This is a genomic window from Xanthomonas sp. CFBP 8445, assembly GCF_025666235.1.
Classification (GTDB): domain Bacteria; phylum Pseudomonadota; class Gammaproteobacteria; order Xanthomonadales; family Xanthomonadaceae; genus Xanthomonas_A; species Xanthomonas_A indica.
The window spans coordinates 889,266-906,879 of the sequence record NZ_CP102594.1; the positions used below are offsets into that span (position 1 = coordinate 889,266).

Here is a 17,614-nt window from a genome sequence, read left to right on the forward strand (position 1 = left end):
CTGTATAGTGGACCCATGAACGCTGCCCGCCGTCCCGCCAAGCTCCGCCCCGCCGCCCGCGCCCTGCGCGCCTGGGTCAAGCCGGACGTGTTCGATTTCTGGTCCACCCGACTGCATCCGCTGTGGACCTGGCAGCGTCCGCGCGCGCGTCTGGTGCAGCGCGAGGCCGCCAGCAGCGACGCGGTGACCCTGGTGCTGCAGCCCAACCGCCACTGGCGCGGCCTGCGCGCCGGCCAGCACGTGGAGCTGGGCGTGGAGATCGATGGCCGCCGGCTGCTGCGCAGCTACAGCCCCACGCCGTTGCCGGGCGGGCGCCTGGCGATCACGGTCAAGACCGTCGATGGCGGCCGGGTCAGTCAATACCTGGCCGGCGCCGCGCGCATCGGCGAGGTGTTCGAACTCGGCCAGGCCTACGGCGAGATGGTGTTGCCGACCGCACCGCACGGCCGCTGGCTGCTGCTGGCCGCCGGCAGCGGCATCACCCCGATGCGCGCGTTGCTGCGGCAACTGGCCGACGCCGGCATGCCGGCCGACGTCGACCTGCTGTACTGGGCGCGGCGCCACGACCAGGTCTGCTTCCGCGACGAACTGCAGGCGCTGGCGGCGGCGCATCCGCGCTTCCGCCTGCATCTGGCCATCACCGGCGAGGGCGAAACGCCGGCGCCGCGCGTGGACACGCTGCCGCTGGAGGCCCTGGGCGACCTGGGGCAGGCGCAGGTGCTGGCCTGCGGCCCGGGCGGTTTCGTGCAGGCCGCACGTACGCGCCTGCAGCAACAGGTGGCGCGCTTCCAGGCCGAGGCGTTCAGCCCGCCGCCGGCACCGGCCGATGTCGAGCAGGGCACCGTGTCGGTGACCCTGGCGCGCAGCGGTCGCGTGCTGCAGCTGCCGCGCGGCCAGTCGCTGCTCACCGCACTGGAAGCCGAAGGCCTGCGGCCCAAGCATGGTTGCCGCATGGGCATCTGCAACAGCTGCGCCTGCGGCAAGCAGGCCGGCGTCACCCGTGATCTGCTCAGCGGCGCCCACGCCGCCGAACCCGGTTCGCTGAAGCTGTGCGTCAACAGCGCCAGCAGCGACCTGACCCTGGACCTCTGAAGGATTTCCCCATGGCCGCTCCCCGCAACCGCGCACTCACCCCGGCCGAACTGCAGGCCTTCGGCGACGAACTGGACGCGCTGCGTACGCGCACCCTGGCCGACCTGGGCGCGCGCGACGCGCGCTACATCCGCCGCATCGTCGCCGCGGTGCGCTACACAGGCGTGGCCGGCCGCGCGCTGCTGTTCCTGGGCGCCTTCGTGCACAGCGTGCTGGTGCCGGCGTGGATCGCCGGCGTGCTGCTGCTGACCCTGTCCAAGATCCTGGAAAACATGGAACTTGGCCACAACGTGATGCACGGCCAGTACGACTGGATGGGCGATGCGCATCTGAACGGCAACACCTACGAGTGGGACATCGTCGCCACCGGCGACAACTGGCGCAAGACGCACAACTTCAAGCACCACACCTACACCAACGTGCGCGGCATGGACGACGACATCGGCTATGGCCTGCTGCGCATCTTCCCCGAGCAGCGCTGGCGTCCGTTCTACCTGGCGCAGCCGTTCATCGCGGTGGTGTTCGCGCTGCTGTTCGAATGGGGCGTGGCGATCCAGGACCTGCGCCTGGGCCGCTGGCTGGCCGGCAAGATGAAGCGCGGCGAATTGAAGCGGACGTTCCTGCCGGTCGGGCGCAAGATGGGCCGGCAGATCTTCAAGGACTACATCCTGTTCCCGGCCCTGGCCGGCCCGTTCTTCCTGCCGGTGCTGCTGGGCAACCTGGCCGCCAACGTGCTGCGCAGCATCTGGACCTTCGTGATCATCTTCTGCGGCCACTTCACCGCCGACGCCGAGACCTTCCCCAAGGAGTCGATCAAGAACGAGTCGCGCGGGCACTGGTACCTGCGCCAGCTGCGCGGTTCGTCCAACCTGGCCGGCGGCAAGCTGCTGAACGTGCTGTCGGGCAACCTCAGCCACCAGATCGAGCACCACTTCTTCCCGGACGTGCCGGCCAACCGCTACGCGGCGCTGGCGGTGCAGGTGCGCGAGATCTGTGCGCGCTACGGCCAGCACTACAACACCGGTTCGCTGCCGCGGCAGTTCGGCCAGGTGGTGTGGCGGATCCTGCGCCATGCCTTCCCGAGCCGGCCGCGCCCGGCGCGCGCGCTGCAGGCAGCGACGCAACAGGCCGGCTGAGCGCCGCGTCAGGGAGAGCAAAAAGGCGGGGGCGACCCCGCCTTCTGCGTTGGCTCGGCGCTGGCGCGATGTGCACGTCTCGCTCACGGCGCGCTGCAGATCATCCTGGTCGCCTGCACATGCCGGCGACGGCGTTACAGGCATCTCCCGTTGCCTGAGGGCCTGCGATGAAACCTGCCAAGCTGTTCAATGTCGTCGCCAAGAAGGCGTCCTATGCGGCCGGCACGCCATGGACGTTCTGCATCGCCGTGGCGATCGTGCTGATCTGGGGCATCAGCGGGCCGGTGTTCGGCTTCAACGACACCTGGCAACTGGTCATCAACACCGGCACCACCATCATCACCTTCCTGATGGTGTTCCTGATCCAGCACACTCAGAACGCCGACACCGCGGCGATGCAGATCAAGCTCGACGAACTCATCCGGGTCAGCGCCAAGGCCAACAACGAGTTGCTGGATCTGGAAGAACTGGACGAGAAGCGGCTGGAAGAGATCCGCCGCCAATACGAGGCATTGGCGCGCAAGGCCGGCGAGGCCCTGCGTGCGCGCAACGCCCGCCACGGCGACGGCCGCGAGACCCACGATCGCCCCAAGGACTGACTGACGCCCGTACGGCTGCCACCCGCAGGAGCGGCGTGTCGGCAGTGTGCGCGACACGCCGCTGCGCGTCGCCGGGATCAGGCCGGGACGGCGCCGTCCGGGTCGTCGGTCGCGGCGGTGGTCGACGCGCGCTCGGCGGCCTGCAGGGTGTCGCCGTGCGGCGGCGTGGCGCGGCCCTCGTCGGGTTCGGCAGACGGCATGGAGGCGGCCGTGTTGGGCAGGGGAGATTGGGTCTGACGGCGATAGGCGCGGAAGGCGGCGTAGGCCGTGCCGGCCAGCGCAAGTTTCCAGAGTAGACCGGACATCGCAGGGCTCCAGTGAGGAAGGAACCGCCAGCGTCGGCCAGCGCAGGTGGCGCACGCGTGCACGTCGCGTGCGGGCGGCGTGGTGCCTCCGGTCGGCAATCCAGGTGCTGCTCGCACGGCCTTCATCGCTCCTTGTGCCCTGGCTAACGACGGCCGGCCTAGCGTGAGGCGCTCACCGCTTCTGCAGGAGACCGTCATGGCCCAGCGCACCCCATCTCCCACCGGCACGCACGATGTCCGCCAGGCCGCCTACCGCGGCACGCAAGGCGATGATGTTGCCTCCGACAGCGGCGTGCCGCGCGGTCGCGACCGGGACGTGCCGTCGCAGCCGATGCCGCCGTCGCAGGTACGGACACCGCAGGACCACGGCGAGGACCGCAGCGGGCGCAGCCAGCCCAACCTCGGCCAGGCCGGCACCTATGGCGCCACCGGCGAGCATGCGGGCGGCGCCCACGGCAAGGCCGCCACTCCCGGCGGCTATCACGAGGACGAGGCGGACGACGCGGCGCGCGATCCCGCCGCTGCACGCGGCGAAGATTAGCCGCACTGCGCGCTGAACACGCATTCGGCAAGCGCAGGCGCTTGCCGTCGGCGCCACGTGTCGGTAACGCGCACGGTGCGACCATGCGCCTCCCCACCCGGAGATAAGCGCGTATGTCCAAGCAGACCATGGCCCGCCTGCTCGCCGAAACCCTGCACAGCGCGGGCGTGGAGCGGATCTGGGGCGTTACCGGCGACAGCCTCAACGGCCTGACCGACGCGCTGCGGCAGATGGACAGCATCGAGTGGATGCACGTACGCCACGAGGAAGTGGCTGCCTTCGCCGCCGGCGCGGAAGCCGCGGTCAGCGGCAAGCTCGCGGTCTGCGCCGGCAGTTGCGGCCCCGGCAACCTGCACCTGATCAATGGCCTGTTCGACTGCCACCGCAGTCACCAGCCGGTGCTGGCGATCGCCGCGCACATCCCGTCCTCGGAGATCGGCCTGAGCTATTTCCAGGAGACCCACCCGCAGGAACTGTTCCGCGAGTGCAGCCACTACGTCGAACTGGTGACCAATCCGGCGCAGATGCCGGAGGTGCTGCAGCGGGCGATGCGCACGGCGATCCTGCGCCGCGGCGTGGCGGTGGTGGTGATCCCCGGCGACGTGGCCCTGCAGGAAATGCCCAAGGGCACGCCGACGACGTGGCCGGCGCTGGCCGCGCCACGCATCCTGCCGGCCGACGCCGACGTGGCCAAGCTGGCCGATGTGCTGCAGGCGAGCAAAGCCACCACCTTGCTGTGCGGCAGCGGCTGTGCCGGCGCGCACGACGAGGTGGTGGCGCTGGCCGACGCGCTCGGTGCGCCGATCGTGCATGCACTGCGCGGCAAGGAATACGTGGAGTGGGACAACCCGTTCGACGTCGGCATGACCGGCTTGATCGGCTTCAGCTCCGGCTACCAGGCCATGCTCAACTGCGACACCCTGCTGATGCTCGGCACCGATTTCCCGTATCGGCAGTTCTATCCCAAGGACGCCACCATCGTGCAGGTCGACAACGACCCGGCTGCGCTGGGCCGGCGCACGCCGTTGCAACTGGGCATCGCCGCCGACGTGCGCGAGACCATCGCCGCGCTGCTGCCGCGGCTGCAGCGGCGCGAGGACCGCGGGTTCTTGGAGAAGTCGCTCGCCCACTACCGCAAGGCGCGCGAAGGGCTCGACGATCTGGCGGTGGCCTCGGCGCCCGGCGAACCGCTGCATCCGCAATTCGTCACCCGCATGGTCGATGCACTGGCCGATGCCGATGCCATCTTCACCTGCGACGTCGGCACGCCGACGGTGTGGGCGGCGCGCTACCTCACCATGAACGGCCAGCGCCGTCTGCTCGGGTCGTTCAACCACGGCTCGATGGCCAATGCGATGCCGCAGGCGTTGGGTGCACAGGCGCAGTTCCCGCGCCGGCAGGTGATCTCGCTGTCCGGCGATGGCGGCTTCACGATGCTGATGGGCGACTTCATCACCCTGGCCCAGCTCGGCCTGCCGGTGAAGGTGGTGGTCTACAACAACGGCTCGCTCGGCTTCGTGGCGATGGAAATGAAGTCGGCCGGCTATCTGGATACCGGCACCGACCTGAGCAATCCGGACTTCGCCGCGATGAGCAACGCCATGGGCATCCTGGGCCTGCGCGTGGACGAATCGGCGCAACTGGAGCCCGCCCTGCGCGAGGCGTTCGCGCATCCCGGGCCGGCGCTGGTGGACGTGCGCGTGGCCAGCCAGGAACTGGCGATCCCGCCGGCGATCAAGCTGGAGCAGGCCAAGGGCATGGGCCTGTACCTGTTGCGCGCGGTCATGAGCGGGCGCGGCGACGAGGTGATGGAACTGGTCAAGACCAACCTGCGCTGAGCGTGGCCCTGCAAACTGCAGCGCCGCGCCACACGAGTGCGGATCGTGCCTGGAATCCTCGCGTACACGCGTACACGCGTACACGCGTACACCGCGGTTCCTGCGCCCCCGCGCCCACTCAACGAGCGCTCGCGACGTTGTGGTGGCCGCGCTGAGTCGCAGCCCCACGGTGTCCCGGTTACGATCCCCGCGGTTCGCTCCACCCCTCCCGTGCGCCCAAGGTAGGCCATGCCCCGTTCGCTGCTGCGGCAACTGCTGCTGATCTGGATCGTCATCGTCGCCGCCTGCGTGGGCATGGCGGTGGTGCTGGTTGGGTTGTACCGGCACAGCGAGGGCGTGCGTGCCGAGCGCGCGCAGACCGGGCTGCGCGAGGTGTGCACGCGCATGGTGCAGCGCTACAACGGTGCCAGCGTCGCCGCCCACGGCAGCGACGGCGCCGGCCTGGCGGCGGTGGTCACGCAACTGGTGCTCACCGATGCCACCGGCGTGGAGGGCGGGTTCTGGGACCGCCAGCGCGGCTTCCTCGCCTATGCCTATCCCACCTACGACGGCACCGAGCACAAGACCGACGTGCCCTCGGCCGAGCGCAACGTCATCGTCACCACCGCGCAGCGCGGCGTGGAGGCGCAGCACACGGTGGACTACCGCCGCGACGGGCAGCGCGAGAGCCTGCTGATCGCGGCCTGTCCGCTGGATCGCAACGCCGCGGCCTGGACCATGACCCGGGTCGCCTCCAGCGATGCGGCGGCCAGCCTGCCGCTGGCCTTGGGCCTGGCGCTGATCCTGGCCCTGGTGGTGGTCTCGGCGTGGGCGTTGGGTTGGGTGGTACGGCGCTGGAGCCAGCGCCTGCAAGGCATCCAGCAGGCGCTGGCGACGCCTGCCGAGGTGCCGGAGATCCCGCGCACCGGCGCGCCGGAGCTGGACCGGCTCGGCGCCGCCGTCACCGACTACGCGCAGCGCAGCGCGCAGGCGCTGGCCGAGACCCGCCGGCTCGGCGAGGAACTGTCGCGGAACGAGCGCCTGGTCGCGCTCGGGCGCATGACCGCGACCGTGGCGCACGAGATCCGCAACCCCATCGCGACCCTGCGCCTGGCCCTGGAGAACCAGATCGCCGCGCGCGCGGATGGCTTCGACGACGCCCAGGCGCAACTGATGCTGGCGCAGATCCAGCGCCTGGATGGCGTGGTCGAAAGCCTGCTCGGCATGGTCCAGCCGATCCGCCTGCAGCGGCAGACCGTGGACCTGCAGCCATGGCTGCAGGCGCTGCTTGCCCCGGCCGAGTGGGAGGGGCAGGCGCCGCCGGTCGTGCTGCGCCTGGAGGCTGCGCCGGCGCAGTGGATGCTGGACCCGCAGCAGGCCGCGCGTGCGCTGCACAACCTGCTGCGCAATGCCCTGCAGCACGCCACGCCCGGGACCGAGGTGACCCTGGCGGTGCAGGCCGAGGACGACCGCCTGCGCCTGCGCGTGCGCAACCACGGCGCGCCGGTGTCGGCGCCCGTGGCCGCGCACCTGTTCGAACCCTTCGCCAGCGGCCGCAGCGACGGCAACGGCCTGGGCCTGGCGCTGGTGCGCGAGATCGCCCGCGCGCACGGCGGCGAGGCGCAGTACGCGCACCGCGACGGCATCACCGAGTTCAGCCTGGAACTGCCATGGCGCGCATCCTGATCATCGACGACGACACCGCATTCCTGAGCACGCTGCAGGCGACCTTGCGCTCCTTCGGCCACGACACCATCGCCGTCGCCGACCCGCGCGAGGGCCTGGCGCGCCTGGGCGAGGACGGCATCGACCTGGCCTTCGTCGATTTCCGCATGCCCGGCATGGACGGCATCGCGCTGATGCGCGCGCGCCAGGACGACGCCCAGGCCATGCGCGTGCCGCTGGTGATGCTCACCGCGCACGCCTCCAGCGGCAACACTATCGAGGCGATGAAGCTCGGCGCCTTCGATCACCTGGTCAAGCCGGTGGGCCGCGCCGACATCGCCGAGGTGGTCGAGCGCGCACTGCGCAGCCGCGGCGACGCCGCGCCGGACGCCGCGCCGGCGCGGCCGGCCGAGGAGGAGGACGCGCTGCTTGGCCATAGCGCGGCGATGCGCACCGTGCACAAGCGCATCGGCCTGGCGGCCGCCTCCGACCTGCCGGTGCTGATCACCGGCGAGACCGGCACCGGCAAGGAACTGGCGGCGCGCGCGCTGCACCGTGCCAGCGCCCGCGCCACGCAGCCGTTCGTGGCGATCAACTGCGCGGCCATCCCCGCCGAGCTGATGGAGAGCGAACTGTTCGGCTACCGCAAGGGCGCGTTCTCCGGCGCGGCGAGCGACCGCAATGGCCTGATCCGCGACGCCGACGGCGGCACCCTGTTCCTCGACGAGATCGGCGACATGCCCTTGCCGATGCAGGCCAAGCTGCTGCGCTTCCTGCAGGAAGGGGAGGTGTCGCCGCTGGGCGGGCGCGGCGCGCAGAAGGTGGACGTGCGGGTGATCGCCGCCACCCACCGCGACCTGCTGCAGGCAGTGGACGCCGGGCGCTTCCGCAGCGACCTGCGCTACCGGCTCAACGTGGTGCCGATCGAACTGCCACCGCTGCGCGAGCGCGGCGACGACATCCTGCTGCTCGCGCAGCACTTCCTCGCAGCCGGCGCCAGCGCGCCGCAGACGCTGGCGCCCGCGGCGCAGGCGCGCCTGCGCAGCTACCCGTGGCCGGGCAACGTGCGCGAGCTGCGCAACGCCATGCAACGTTGCCAGGTGCTGGTGCGTGCGCCGGTGATCGAGGCGCACGACCTGGACGAACTGCTGGCGTCGCCGTCGTCCGATTCGCCGGCAGCGCTGGAGACCGATGCGCTGACCCTGCCGCAGGCGATCGCGCAACTGGAACGGCAGATGATCCAGGCCGCGCTGACCCAGGCCCACGGCAACCGTGCCGAGGCCGCGCGCCGGTTGGGTATCCATCGCCAGCTCCTGTACCGCAAGCTCGACGAGTACGGGCTGTAGCGGCGCGCTGGCGCGCCGCGGGATTGGGGATTGGGGATTGGGGATTCGTCAAAGCGCGTGCCGCCGGATGTCCGTTGCTGTGACGAATCCCCAATCCCCAATCCCATTCCATCCACACCTGTCCGCAAAGCGGACAGGTGTGGATGGAATGGAGACGCCCCCAAGGCCGAATCGGTCGTCGATTGCCTTAGATATCAATGCTTTAAAAGTTGGCACGGCCTCTGCATTACCTCTCCTGCGAGCGGCTCCCCCTTGCCGCTCAGGAGAACGTCCATGATCCGTCGTAGCGCACTCGCTCTGTCCCTGGTGTTGGCCACCGCCGCTGCCACTGCCGTCGCGCAGGTTCCGCCGCCGCCGCCGGCTCCGCCCGCGCCTCCGGGTGCTCCCGGTGCTCCTGGCGCGCCCCCGGTGGCCGCCACCCCCGTCGGCATCGATGGCACGGTGGAGCGGTTCATGCTCAATCCCAATGGCGATGTCGATGGCTTCTGGCTGACCAACGGCACCCAGGTCGGATTCCCGCCGCATCTGTCGGCCGACCTGCAGGCCGCCGTGCGCCGCGGCGACGCGGTGAACGTGCAGGGCTACCGTCTCGGCGACCTGGCGGTGCTGCAGGCCTACACCGTCACCGATCGCCGCAGCGGCAAGCAGGTGGTCGACCGTCCGCCGAATCCGGCGATGCCGCCGCCGGCGCCTCCGGCGCCGCCGGCACTGACTCCGCTGCAGGCGGATGGCCGCATCGACCGCCTGATCTACGGCCCGCGTGGCGAGACCGGCGGCGTGCTGCTCAGCGACGGCACCATCGTGCGGATGCCGCCGCACGTGGCGCAGCAGTATCCCGACCTGCTGCGCGTCGGCGCGCCGTTGAGCGTCAGCGGCTTCGGCGTGGTGACCATGATCGGGCGTTCGCTGGAAGCGACCCATCTGGGCCGCAATCGCAACTCGCAGCACGAAGTGTTCGCACCGCCGGCGCCGCCTGCGCCGCCGGCCGCTCCGCCGCCGCCGGCCGGCGCCCCGGGTGCGCCGGCGAATCCGCCCCCGCCGCCGCCGGCGGCTGGCTGATCCGGTCCGTCGCGCACGCTTGACCCCATGCGCCCGCCGTTCGCGGCGGGCGCTGCCGGCCGCCGCCGGCATCCCCCTTGTTCGCCTGGAGAATGCAATGCATTGGGTCGATCCCGATTCCCTGCCGGAAACCCGCGGCACGCTCGCGCGGTTCCTGCTCAACCCCAAGGCCGACGTCGACGGTCTGCTGTTCGACGATGGCACCGAAGTGCACACCCCGCCGCACCTGTCGGCGCAACTGCTGCAGGCGCTGCGTCCCGGTGCCAGCCTGGGTGTGCGCGGACTCAAGCCGCGCGGCGCCGATGTGCTGGTGGCGCTGGCGGTGGACCCGGACGGGGCCGACCGCATCGTCGACGAAGGTCCGCATGCCGGGCCCCCCAAGCCCAAGCCGAAGCCGCCGGGCAAGCCCAAGCCCGCGCAGGACGCGGTGCGCCACGCCGGCACCATCGCGCGGCTGCTGCACGGCCCGCATGGGCAGGTGCATGGCGCGCTGCTGGAGGATGGGCTGATCGTGCGCTTCCCGCCGCACGCGGTGCCGGAACAGGCGCATTGGTTGGCCGCCGGCAAGCCGCTGGCGGCGCAGGGCGAGCGGCTGGAGTCCGCGCATGGCCAGGTGCTGCATGCGCAGGCGCTGGGTGCGAGCGACGCGACGCTGCAGCCGTTGGCAGCGAAACCGAAGCCGCCCAAGCCTCATCACAAGCCGTTGCACGGGCATGCGGATGATGCTGCGCCGAAGCATGGGCCCAAGGCGAAACCGAAGCCCAAGCCGAAGTCCCACTGAGTCCCGCGTCGTCGCGGCGGTGCGCCCCTGGCCACCGCCGCGCCTGTGTTTCCCTCCGCTCCTTCAGGACACCGTCATGCCGCCTGTCGCACCTGCGCAGCACCACGCTTTCCTGTCCCTGCCGCTGTCGGCGTCGCTGGCGGTGCGCGCATGAGCGGCGCCGGTCCGCGCCAGCGCCCGCGTGGCACGCGCGCACTGGAGGCGCTCAACTTCACCATGGCCGACGTGCAGGACGGGCTCGGCCCGTTCCTGAGCGTGTTCCTGCAATCCAAGGGCTGGTCGCTGGGCGCGATCGGCTCGGTGATGACTGCCGGCGGCATCGTGGGCATGCTCGCCACCACCCCAGGCGGTGCGCTGGTCGATGCGACCAAGCGCAAGCGCAGCATCGTGGTGGTCGGCTGCAGCATGATCCTGCTGGCCTCGGCGCTGCTGTGGTGGTCGCCGACGTTGCCGGGCGTCATCGCCGCGCAGGTGATGACCGCGCTTGCCGCCGCCGCACTGGGGCCGGCGTTGTCCGGCATCACCCTGGGCCTGGTGCGGCAGGCCGGCTTCGATCACCAGATCGCGCGCAACCAGGTCGGCAGCCATGCCGGCAACGTGGTGGCCGCGGCGCTGGCCGGCGTGCTCGGCTGGAAGTTCGGCTTCGGTGCGGTGTTCGTGCTGACCGGCTGCTTCGGCGTGCTGGCGATCGTGTCGGTGTTGCTGATTCCGCGCGACGCCATCGATCACCGCGCCGCGCGCGGCATGGCCGAGAAGGAGGACGCCGACGGCGCCCACGTCAGCGGCTGGTCGGTGCTGCTGACCTGCAAACCCTTGCTGGTGCTGGCCGCGGCGCTGGCGCTGTTTCATCTCGGCAATGCGGCGATGCTGCCGCTGTACGGCATGGCGGTGGTGGCCGCGCACCAGGGCGATCCGAGCGCGCTGACCGCCACCACCATCATCGTCGCCCAGGCCACCATGGTGCTGGTCTCGCTGCTGGCGATGCGCCTGATCCGCGTGCGCGGGCACTGGTGGGTCCTGCTGCTGACCTTCCTGGCGCTGCCGCTGCGCGGGCTGATCGCCGCCAGCTTCATCCATACCTGGGGCGTGTTCCCGGTGCAGATCCTCGACGGCGTCGGCGCCGGCCTGCAGAGCGTGGCGGTGCCGGCGCTGGTGGCGCACCTGCTGCAGGGCACCGGCCGGGTCAACGTGGGGCAGGGCGCGGTGATGACGATGCAGGGCGTCGGCGCGGCGCTGAGTCCGGCGCTGGGCGGCTGGATCGCGCAGGCGTTCGGCTATCGCGCCGCGTTCCTGCTGCTGGGCGGCGTCTCGCTGCTGTCGCTGGCGTTGTGGGTGGGCATGCGCAAGCACCTGGTGGTGGCGAACCGCGAACGTGCTGCCGACGCACCGGTGCCGCCGCTGCCGGCGTAGGGGTCAGCCCGGCGCGACGCCGGGCACCACCTCGCAGGCGATGCCGGCGGCGGCCAATTGCATCGCCAGCGCCGCATGCGGCGGCTGCCGGAACGCATCGCCCGGCAGCAGGCTGACCACGCGCTGTCCGGCCTGCGTCTGTTCGATCAGCAACGCCAGGTGCGCGGCCGGATCGTCCGGCAGCGGCTGGCGGCTGGCATCGCGGCGCGCCAGGCTCAGCACCGCCGCGCTCACCTGCGCACCGCACAGCAGCAGGTCGGCCTGGTTGAGCGCGCGCAGCGCCTTCAGCGTCAGCGCGCCGGGATCGCCATTGCCGGTGCCGACCAGCCACACGCTGCCCTGCCGCGGTACCTCGTCGCTGCGCTGCAGGCTGTCGGCGAAGGCCTGCTCGGCGGCGGCGTGCTGGCCGCTCTGCAGCAGCGTCTGCACCGGCCCCTCCAGCACCTGCTCGAACCAGCGCCGGCGCTGCGCCAGCTGCGGCAGGCGCGCGCGGATGTCGGCGCGGTGGCGTGCGAACAGTTGCGCCAGTTGGGCATAGGAATGGTCCAGTTCGGTTTCCCAGCGCTCGCGCAGGCGCCGCGCCAGCATCGGTGCCGCGCCGCTGGAGGAGATCGCGATCAGCAGCGGGTCGCGGTCGATGATCGCCGGCACCTGGAACGTCGACAGCGCGGCGTCGTCGACCACGTTGACCCACTTGCGCCGCGCGCCGGCCTGTTCGGCCAACTGCCGATTGAAGGCGTCGTCGTCGGTGGCCGCCACGACCAGCCAGGCCTCGTCCAGCCACTGCGGATCGAAGGCGCCGTCGGCGCGCTGCAGCCGGCCCTGCGCCAGCCACTGCGCCACCGTGGCATTGAGCGCGTGCGCGTAGACCAGCACGTCCGCGCCGGCGTGCAGCAGCGCCTCGATCTTGCGCATCGCCACCTCGCCACCACCGACGACCAGCACGCGGCGTCCAGCCAGGTCGGCGAACAGGGGATACAGCGGCATGCGGACTCCTGGCTGGGTGAGGTGCATCAGGTCGCGGCGCAGAGGGTGCGGCATGGGCCACACGCCACGGCACAACGTCCTGTCGGCCCACGATACCGAAAGGAGGGTCTCCTGGAACGAGTCGGCAAGGGAGCGCCGTCGCGTTCTTGCCCTCCTGCCGTTGCCAACGGCCATGCCGCGACGGAACGCCGACCGCGCCCGATGGCGCTTCGCCGCGCAGCCAACATGCAGGCGCTGGCGTATGATCCGCGCTCGTCGCCCTCCCGAACCGGCATCATGGATCGAGCCCGTCCGCTTGTCTGGCCACGCGTGTCGGCGTGGTGTTTCCTTTTCGTGCTGCTGTGGCCGCTGGCGCCCGCGCTGGCGCAGACCGCGCGCAAGCCCTCGGCCTACGAGCAGCGCCCGGGCCGCGACGCCGCCGCGCAGCCGGCGACGGGACCGGATTCCCTGCCGCGCCTCGACAGCCGCGCCCAGTTCCTGCAACTCGCACGGGTCTACGACGCCGGCACCGCGCTGGAACTGCCGCATCTGCTGTTCGTGATCGACCGTCAGCAGGGCGGGCGCGTCTATTACCTCAACACCCTGCGGTTCGCGCTGCACGAACAGTTCGTGCGCCAGCGCCTGGCGCCACGCATGGGCAAGGCCGCACTGAAGGCGCAGTACCGCGAGCCGCAGCGACGCTTCCTGTTCGGCACCCTGAGCTGGCAGCGGGATCTGCCGGGCTACACCTACGAATTCTGGGAGGGCGACCGCCTCACCGCGCCCTTGCTGCAGCAGACCGACGCGGCCTTGCGCGCCTCGTTCTACGACACGCTGCGCTTCAAGACCAACTCCACGCTGCACGAACAGGTGGCCAAGTCCGCCGGCTTGGCCTTCGTGACCCAGGAAGCGCTGCTGCGCGAGCAGCGCTTCCTGCCGCTGAACACCGGTCATGCCGAGGGGCGGCTGCGTATCGTGCGCTCGGAGGCGCAGTTCCGCACGCTGTCGCCGCGCGACATCCCGGTGCTGGACGAGGTGCCGATCGCGCTGGCGCCGGTCGCCGGCCTGGTCACGCAGCGTCCATCCACGCTGCTGTCGCACGTCAACCTGCTGGCCAAGGGCTGGGGCATTCCCAATGTGTATGTGCGCGACGCGCAGGCGGCGTTGCGCCAGTACGACGGCCGCTGGGTGCAACTGGACGTCACCCACAACGATTACCGGGTGACGCCGCTTGCGGCTCCACCGGCGGCCGCATCCGCTGCGGTCCCGCGCACCGCGGCACGCACGCTGCCGCGTCCGGATTTGAGCGTGGCCGCGCTGAAACCCCTGGCTGTGCTGCGCGCCCGCGACAGCCGCGCCTGCGGCACCAAGGCCGCCAATCTCGGCACCTTGAAGGCGGTGCTGCCGCCGGCCGCGCGTGTGCCCGATGGCTTCTGCATTCCGTTCGCGTTCTACCAGGCGACGCTGCAGCGCCTGCAGGTGCAGCGGCGCCTGCGCGACCTGCAGCGCCGCCCCGGCTTCGCCACCGACGCGAACGTGCGCCGCGACGCGCTGGCGGCGCTGCGTGCCGAGATCGCCGATGCCGCGCCGGATCCTGCCTTCGTGCGTGCCTTGGAGGCGCAATGGCGTGACCAACTGCACGGCGCCGGCGTGTTCGTGCGCAGCTCGTCCAACTCCGAGGACCTGCCCGGCTTCAGCGGTGCGGGTTTGTACACCACCGTGCCCAACGTCACCCGCGCCGATGCATTGGCCAAGGCCGTGCAGACGGTGTGGGCGTCGGTGTACAACTTCGAAGCCTACGAAGCGCGCGCTGCCGCCGGCTTGCCGCAGGACGCGGTGGCCATGGCGGTGCTGGTGCAACTGGCCGCGCCGTCCGACAGCTCCGGGGTGATGATCACCCGCGACCCGTTCGATGCCGCGCGCCGCCACGTCACCTACATCTCGGCCAAGCGCGGCCTGGGCATTCGCGTGGTGGAGGGCAAGCGCCAGGCCGAACAGGTGATGTATTCGAGCTGGTCCAAGGCGGTGCAGGTGCTGAGCCGCTCGGCCGAGGACACCCGACTCGTGGCCAATGCCGCCGGCGGCGTCCGCGAGGTCCCGATCACCGGTCCTCGCCAGGTGCTGACCGATGCCCTCATCGCGCGACTGGCCAAGGTTGGCGCGATGACCAAGCAGGCGCTGGGCGGCGCGGACCAGGACATCGAGTGGGCGGTGGTCGGCGACGAGGTGGTGATCCTGCAGGCGCGGCCGTATGTGGACGGACACGCGCGGTAGCGGTGTGCAGGCTGGCGCCTCAGTGCGGCGGTCCGTGGCGGCTGTGTCGGCGCTGTTGAACGCGACGAGGTAGGCATCGCCCGGCGCTGCGTGGATGGCGGGTCGCGGCTGAAGCCGCTCCTACACAGCCTCAGCGCACTGCTGGCGTGGCAAGCGATTTTCGTAGGAGCGGCTTCAGCCGCGACCGGCAGCACCCGGCAGAGCGCCGGGCGCTGCCATCACCTCACGCCGTCGGCGCATCCGCATTGCGGTGATGCGACGCCGTGGACTTGCTGTCGCGCTCGGCCGCCAGCAGGGTCAGCGAGCGGCCGATGCCGTGCCACTGCGCGCCGCCTGGCAGGCCGTGCTCGTGGTCGCGCTCGGCGGTGTCGATCAGCACGCGCCAGTGTTCGCCTTCGACCAGCGGCAGGGTGAATTGCACGTCCTCGACCGCGCCGTTGACGATCATCAGCAGGGTCACGTTGGAGGCGGCCTGGCGCAGGCCGCTGGACGGGGCGCGGCCGTCCAGGCGCATCATCAGCGCGCGGGCGTGCGGGTCGTGCCAGGAGGCCTCGGTCATTTCCTCGCCGTCCGGGGCCAGCCAGGTCACGTCCTTGATGCCCAGTTCCTCGTCGTAGACGCCGTCGAAGAAGCGCGCGCGGTGCAGCAGCGGGTAGTGCGCGCGCAGGTGGGTCAGGCGCGAGACGAAGGCGCTGAGCTGGTGCGCGCGCGGGCCGGCTTCCCAGTTCAGCCAGGTCAGTTCGTTGTCCTGGCAGTAGGTGTTGTTGTTGCCGCCCTTGCTGCGGCCGAACTCGTCGCCGGCCAGCAGCATCGGCGTGCCTTGCGACAGCAGCAGCGTGGCCAGCATGTTGCGCATCTGCCGCAGGCGCAGGGCATTGATCTGCTCGTCGTCGGTCTCGCCTTCCACGCCGTAGTTGGCGGAGATGTTGTTGTCCGAGCCGTCGCGGTTGTGCTCGCCGTTGGCCTCGTTGTGCTTGTGCGCGTAGCTGACCAGGTCGTGCAGGGTGAAGCCGTCGTGGGCGGTGACGAAGTTGACCGAGGCGGTGGGGCGGCGGCCGCGGTGGTGGAACAGGTCGGCCGAGCCGGTCAGGCGCGTGGCCAGTTCGGCCAGTTGGCCTTCGTCGCCGCGCCAGAACGCGCGCACGTTGTCGCGGAACTTGTCGTTCCACTCCGACCAGCCCGGCGGGAATGCGCCGACCTGGTAGCCGCCCGGGCCCACGTCCCATGGCTCGGCGATCAGCTTGACCTGGCTCAGCAGCGGGTCCTGGCGGCAGGCGTCGAGGAAGCCGCCCTTGGGGTCGAAGCCGTGGTGTTCGCGGCCGAGGATGGTGGCCAGGTCGAAACGGAACCCGTCCACGTGCATCTCCGAGACCCAGTAGCGCAGCGAGTCGTTGACCATGCGCAGCGCGCCGGCGTTGGTCAGGTCGAAGGTGTTACCGGTGCCGGTGTCGTTGATGTAGAAACGGCGGTCCTCGGCCAGGCGGTAGTAGCTGGCGTTGTCGATGCCCTTGAACGACAGCGTCGGCCCCAGTTCGTTGCCTTCGGCGGTGTGGTTGTAGACCACGTCCAGGATCACTTCCAGCCCGGCGCTGTGCAGGCGCGCCACCATCTGCTTGAACTCGGACACCGTGCGCGTGGCCATGTAGCGCGGGTGCGGGGCGAAGAAGCCGATGGTGTTGTAGCCCCAGTAATTGCGCAGGCCCTGCTTGAGCAGGTATTCGTCGTCGACGAAGGCGTGCACCGGCAGCAGTTCCACCGCGGTCATGCCCAGGCGCTTGATGTGCTCGACCACCTCGTCCACCTTCAGCCCGGAGAAGGTGCCGCGCCAGGCCTCGGGAACCGAGGGATGGCGCATGGTGGTGCCGCGCAGGTGGGTCTCGTAGATCACCGTGCTGTCCCACGGCGTCTGCGGGCGCTGGTCCTTGCCCCAGGTGAAGGCCGGATCGATCACCGCGCACTTGGGCATGTAGGCGGCGCTGTCGCGGCGGTCGAAGCTCAGGTCGGCATCCTTGTGGCCGATGGTGTAGCCGAACAGCGCCGGCGCCCACTTCAGTTCGCCGACCAGTTGCTTGGCGTAGGGGTCGAGCAGCAGCTTGTTGGGGTTGAAGCGGTGCCCGGCGTCGGGCGCGTACGGGCCGTACACGCGGTAGCCGTAGAGCTGGCCCGGGCGCGCGTCGGGCAGGTAGCCGTGCCAGACCTCGTCGGTGTACTCGGGCAGCGCGATGCGCTCGATCTCGCGGCCGCGATCGTCGAACAGGCACAGTTCCACCTTGGTGGCGTGCGCCGAGTACAGGGCGAAGTTCACCCCCAGGCCATCCCAGGTGGCGCCCAGGGGGTAGGGCAGGCCTTCGCGAATACGCGAACGGCGGGTGAGCTTACGCACGGGCATGGACAATCCTTACGAGGAGGCGGAGCCGTTGCCGGCGCTGCGGAGCGATTGCGGAGGCGGCAGTGCGTCGGCGTCGACGTGGGCTTCAGCGGCCGCTTCCGCGTCCGCCAGGCGTTCGGCCATGGCCCAGTGGCGGGCGGCATGGCCGTCGGGTCGCCCTTCGGCTTCCCAGATTTCGTGTGCGAGTTGGCGGATACGGCGTTGGCGTGTTTCTGCGTCCATGGCTTCTTGCGG

Annotated in this window: 15 protein-coding genes; 11 read left to right on the forward strand and 4 right to left on the reverse strand. The window is 70.8% G+C overall.

Annotated elements, in window-relative coordinates; all coding sequences use genetic code 11:
• The first annotated feature begins 15 nt into the window (after positions 1-15).
• The 3 genes from NUG21_RS03895 (at position 16) to NUG21_RS03905 (ending at position 2,827) form a co-directional block, all read left to right on the forward strand.
• Positions 16-1,092 (forward strand): ferredoxin reductase, encoded by a 1,077-nt coding sequence (locus NUG21_RS03895; RefSeq protein WP_263392338.1) that lies wholly within the window; start codon positions 16-18, stop codon positions 1,090-1,092.
• 11 nt (positions 1,093-1,103) lie between these two features.
• Entirely contained in the window at positions 1,104-2,228 is a 1,125-nt protein-coding gene (locus NUG21_RS03900) for a fatty acid desaturase family protein (protein WP_019796954.1), read from the forward strand.
• Between the two features lie 167 nt (positions 2,229-2,395).
• Positions 2,396-2,827, forward strand: coding sequence for a low affinity iron permease family protein (locus tag NUG21_RS03905; RefSeq protein WP_019796955.1), 432 nt, complete (start codon positions 2,396-2,398; stop codon positions 2,825-2,827).
• A gap of 77 nt (positions 2,828-2,904) precedes the next feature.
• On the opposite strand, the gene NUG21_RS03910 is transcribed toward NUG21_RS03905, so the two are convergent.
• On the reverse strand, positions 2,905-3,132 hold the full coding sequence (locus tag NUG21_RS03910; protein WP_263392339.1) for a hypothetical protein: 228 nt from the start codon (positions 3,130-3,132) through the stop codon (positions 2,905-2,907).
• 196 nt (positions 3,133-3,328) lie between these two features.
• Here NUG21_RS03910 and NUG21_RS03915 point away from each other — a divergent pair, with 196 nt between their 5' ends.
• From NUG21_RS03915 to NUG21_RS03945, 7 genes are all read left to right on the forward strand, one after another.
• Entirely contained in the window at positions 3,329-3,673 is a 345-nt protein-coding gene (locus NUG21_RS03915) for a hypothetical protein (RefSeq protein WP_263392340.1), read from the forward strand.
• A 128-nt stretch (positions 3,674-3,801) separates the two neighbouring features.
• On the forward strand, positions 3,802-5,511 hold the full coding sequence (poxB, locus tag NUG21_RS03920; protein ID WP_263393027.1) for a ubiquinone-dependent pyruvate dehydrogenase: 1,710 nt from the start codon (positions 3,802-3,804) through the stop codon (positions 5,509-5,511).
• A 228-nt stretch (positions 5,512-5,739) separates the two neighbouring features.
• On the forward strand, positions 5,740-7,176 hold the full coding sequence (locus tag NUG21_RS03925) for a sensor histidine kinase (protein ID WP_263392341.1): 1,437 nt from the start codon (positions 5,740-5,742) through the stop codon (positions 7,174-7,176).
• Positions 7,161-8,501, forward strand: a complete 1,341-nt coding sequence (locus NUG21_RS03930) for a sigma-54-dependent transcriptional regulator (protein ID WP_263392342.1) — start codon at positions 7,161-7,163, stop codon at positions 8,499-8,501. Before NUG21_RS03925 ends, NUG21_RS03930 begins: the two co-directional genes overlap by 16 nt.
• 273 nt (positions 8,502-8,774) lie before the next feature.
• On the forward strand, positions 8,775-9,560 hold the full coding sequence (locus NUG21_RS03935; protein ID WP_263392343.1) for a hypothetical protein: 786 nt from the start codon (positions 8,775-8,777) through the stop codon (positions 9,558-9,560).
• Between the two features lie 97 nt (positions 9,561-9,657).
• Positions 9,658-10,341, forward strand: coding sequence for a hypothetical protein (locus tag NUG21_RS03940; protein ID WP_263392344.1), 684 nt, complete (start codon positions 9,658-9,660; stop codon positions 10,339-10,341).
• A gap of 150 nt (positions 10,342-10,491) precedes the next feature.
• On the forward strand, positions 10,492-11,751 hold the full coding sequence (locus tag NUG21_RS03945; protein WP_263392345.1) for an MFS transporter: 1,260 nt from the start codon (positions 10,492-10,494) through the stop codon (positions 11,749-11,751).
• Positions 11,752-11,754: 3 nt separating this feature from the next.
• Here NUG21_RS03945 and NUG21_RS03950 read toward each other — a convergent pair whose 3' ends face one another.
• Positions 11,755-12,738 (reverse strand): siroheme synthase domain-containing protein, encoded by a 984-nt coding sequence (locus NUG21_RS03950; protein WP_263392346.1) that lies wholly within the window; start codon positions 12,736-12,738, stop codon positions 11,755-11,757.
• A 333-nt stretch (positions 12,739-13,071) separates the two neighbouring features.
• Between NUG21_RS03950 and NUG21_RS03955 the strand changes: the two genes are divergently transcribed.
• A complete protein-coding gene (locus tag NUG21_RS03955; protein ID WP_263392347.1) occupies positions 13,072-14,991 on the forward strand; it encodes a PEP/pyruvate-binding domain-containing protein in 1,920 nt (639 codons plus the stop codon).
• Positions 14,992-15,214: 223 nt separating this feature from the next.
• Here NUG21_RS03955 and glgX read toward each other — a convergent pair whose 3' ends face one another.
• Positions 15,215-17,380 carry a glycogen debranching protein GlgX gene (glgX, locus tag NUG21_RS03960; RefSeq protein ID WP_242081959.1) on the reverse strand — a complete coding sequence of 722 codons (2,166 nt, stop codon included), beginning with the start codon at positions 17,378-17,380 and terminating at the stop codon, positions 15,215-15,217.
• Positions 17,381-17,389: 9 nt separating this feature from the next.
• Positions 17,390-17,602: a DUF2934 domain-containing protein gene (locus NUG21_RS03965; protein WP_160945488.1), complete on the reverse strand. Its 213-nt coding sequence runs from the start codon at positions 17,600-17,602 to the stop codon at positions 17,390-17,392.
• Between the last annotated feature and the right edge of the window lie 12 nt (positions 17,603-17,614).

Bases quoted from the DNA above. Each gene is read 5' to 3' on its own strand.
- NUG21_RS03895 (WP_263392338.1), top strand. From the start codon at position 16: ATGAACGCTGCCCGCCGTCCCGCCAAGCTCCGCCCCGCCGCCCGCGCC.
- NUG21_RS03900 (WP_019796954.1), top strand. From the start codon at position 1,104: ATGGCCGCTCCCCGCAACCGCGCACTCACCCCGGCCGAACTGCAGGCC.
- NUG21_RS03905 (WP_019796955.1), top strand. From the start codon at position 2,396: ATGAAACCTGCCAAGCTGTTCAATGTCGTCGCCAAGAAGGCGTCCTAT.
- NUG21_RS03910 (WP_263392339.1), bottom strand. From the start codon at position 3,132: ATGTCCGGTCTACTCTGGAAACTTGCGCTGGCCGGCACGGCCTACGCC.
- NUG21_RS03915 (WP_263392340.1), top strand. From the start codon at position 3,329: ATGGCCCAGCGCACCCCATCTCCCACCGGCACGCACGATGTCCGCCAG.
- poxB (WP_263393027.1), top strand. From the start codon at position 3,802: ATGGCCCGCCTGCTCGCCGAAACCCTGCACAGCGCGGGCGTGGAGCGG.
- NUG21_RS03925 (WP_263392341.1), top strand. From the start codon at position 5,740: ATGCCCCGTTCGCTGCTGCGGCAACTGCTGCTGATCTGGATCGTCATC.
- NUG21_RS03930 (WP_263392342.1), top strand. From the start codon at position 7,161: ATGGCGCGCATCCTGATCATCGACGACGACACCGCATTCCTGAGCACG.
- NUG21_RS03935 (WP_263392343.1), top strand. From the start codon at position 8,775: ATGATCCGTCGTAGCGCACTCGCTCTGTCCCTGGTGTTGGCCACCGCC.
- NUG21_RS03940 (WP_263392344.1), top strand. From the start codon at position 9,658: ATGCATTGGGTCGATCCCGATTCCCTGCCGGAAACCCGCGGCACGCTC.
- NUG21_RS03945 (WP_263392345.1), top strand. From the start codon at position 10,492: ATGAGCGGCGCCGGTCCGCGCCAGCGCCCGCGTGGCACGCGCGCACTG.
- NUG21_RS03950 (WP_263392346.1), bottom strand. From the start codon at position 12,738: ATGCCGCTGTATCCCCTGTTCGCCGACCTGGCTGGACGCCGCGTGCTG.
- glgX (WP_242081959.1), bottom strand. From the start codon at position 17,380: ATGCCCGTGCGTAAGCTCACCCGCCGTTCGCGTATTCGCGAAGGCCTG.
- NUG21_RS03965 (WP_160945488.1), bottom strand. From the start codon at position 17,602: ATGGACGCAGAAACACGCCAACGCCGTATCCGCCAACTCGCACACGAA.